1 protein-coding gene is annotated in these 2,139 nt (G+C 71.2%); it reads left to right on the forward strand.

What is annotated here, in order from left to right; all coding sequences use genetic code 11:
- Window positions 1-2,139, forward strand: a 2,139-nt coding sequence (locus ABZ857_RS44030) for a polyketide synthase dehydratase domain-containing protein (protein ID WP_357056904.1), incomplete at both ends; no start/stop codon positions are given.

Below are 2,139 nucleotides of genomic sequence, written 5' to 3' on the forward strand. Positions count from 1 at the left end.
ATCCTCACCCTCCCCGACGCCGCCGCCCTCGTCGCCACCCGCGCCCGCCTCATGCACACCCTCCCCCCAAGCGGCGCCATGACCGCCATCAACGCCACCGAAGAACAAATCACCACTCACCTGACCGACACCGTCACCATCGCCGCCCTCAACACCCCCACCTCCACCGTCATCTCCGGCGACACCGAAGCCGTCACCCAACTAACCGAACACTTCCGCGTAAACGGCTACAAGGTCAGGGCCCTGACCGTCAGCCACGCCTTCCACTCCCCCCACATGGACCCCATCCTCCAGGAGTTCGAACACGCCGTGGCCGGGCTCTCCCTCACCCCGCCCACCGGACCGGTCATCCCCTTCGTCTCCGACCTCACCGGCCAAACCGCCACCCCCGCCGACCTCACCAACCCCGCCTACTGGGCCCGCCACCTGCGCAACCCCGTCCGCTTCGCCGACGTCGTACGGCGGCTGCACGAGGGACGGGAGCCGGGCGAGGAAGTGCGGACGTTCCTGGAGATCGGGCCCGACGGCGTCCTCAGCGGGCTGATCCGCGAGACCCTCGACGGGCAGGAGGACCTGGTCGCCGTCCCCGTGCTACGTCGCGACCGGCCCGAACCCCACACCGCCGTCACCGCCGCCGCCCACGCCCACACCCACGGCACCCCCGTCGACTGGACCGCCCTCCACGACCAGGCCACCATCGTGGACCTGCCCACCTACGCCTTCCAGCACGAACACCTCTGGCTCACCCCATCGGCCACACACACCGACCCCACACACCTGGGCCTGACCACCACACCCCACCCCCTCCTCGGCGCCACCCTCACCCTCGCCCACGACCACACCACCGTCTACACCGGCACCCTCTCCCTGACCACCCACCCCTGGCTCAACGACCACACCGTCTTCGACACCCCCATCCTCCCCGGCACCGCCTACCTCGACCTCGCCCTCCACGCCGCCGACCACACCGGCCACACCACCATCGACGAACTCGTCCTCCACACCCCACTGGCCCTGCCCGCGAACGGCGGCGTGCAGGTGCAGATCACCGTCACCGGCTCCGACCAGCCCACCGTGGAGATCTACTCGCGACCGGACGGCGACACCGGAGACTGGACCCGCCACGCCACCGCCGTACTGGTCAAGGACGACACCGAGCCCGGCTTCGACCTCACCGCGTGGCCTCCTGCGGGGGTAGAGCGGATCGATCTCGGCACCGCGTACGACCGCCTGCACGAGGCGGGGTTGCGGTATGGCCCGGCCTTCAGGGGACTGCGCGCCGCCTGGCGGCGCGGCGGCGAACTGTTCGCCGAGGTCTCCCTCCCCGAGAACGAACGGGCCGGCGTGGCGGACTTCGGCGTGCACCCGGCGCTGCTCGACGCCGCACTGCACGGGGCCGCGCTGCACTGGCTGGACGGCACGCCGAGCGGCCACAGCAACCTTCCGTTCGCCTGGAGCGGCGTGCGCCTGCATGCCGTCGCAGCCACCGACCTGCGGGTACGCGTCAGGCTGGGCGAGGCCGGATCGCTGTCGCTCCAGGCCGCCGACCCCACCGGTGCGCCGGTCGTCTCGATCGACGGGCTGCAGGTGCGCCCTGTGGCGGCCGGTCAAGTGAACGCCGGATCGGCGAAGCACGACGGCCTCTACCGTGTGGAGTGGTCACCGCTCGAATTCCGGCCTGCGGCACGCGAGGCGTGGGCGGTGCTCGGCGACCGCACGCTCCACGACGAACTACGCCAGACCGTCACCGCGACGTTCTACCAGGACCTGACCGCCCTCACCGACGCCATCAGCGCCGCCGACAGCGCCGCCGACAGCACCGCCGATCCTGTGCCCGACCTCATCGTCCTGCCGATCCCCGGTCACCTGGACGAAGCGCCCGGCGAGGGAGGAGCCAACCGCACAACAGGCGCCGGCGCAACCGGCAACGCGGAGCAGAACACGGGAGCGGCCGGCCACCACAGTCCGGTGGAGGCCGCACACGCGGTGCTCGAACACACCCTGCACACCCTGCAGACCTACCTAGCCGACGACCGCCTCAACGACACCCGCCTGCTCGTACTCACCCACCACGCCGTCGCGGTCACCGACCACGACCCCATCGACCTGACCACCGCCCCCATCTGGGGCCTCATCCGC

Origin of the sequence: Microbispora sp. NPDC046933 (genome assembly GCF_040644635.1) — a bacterium.
Taxonomy (GTDB): domain Bacteria; phylum Actinomycetota; class Actinomycetes; order Streptosporangiales; family Streptosporangiaceae; genus Microbispora.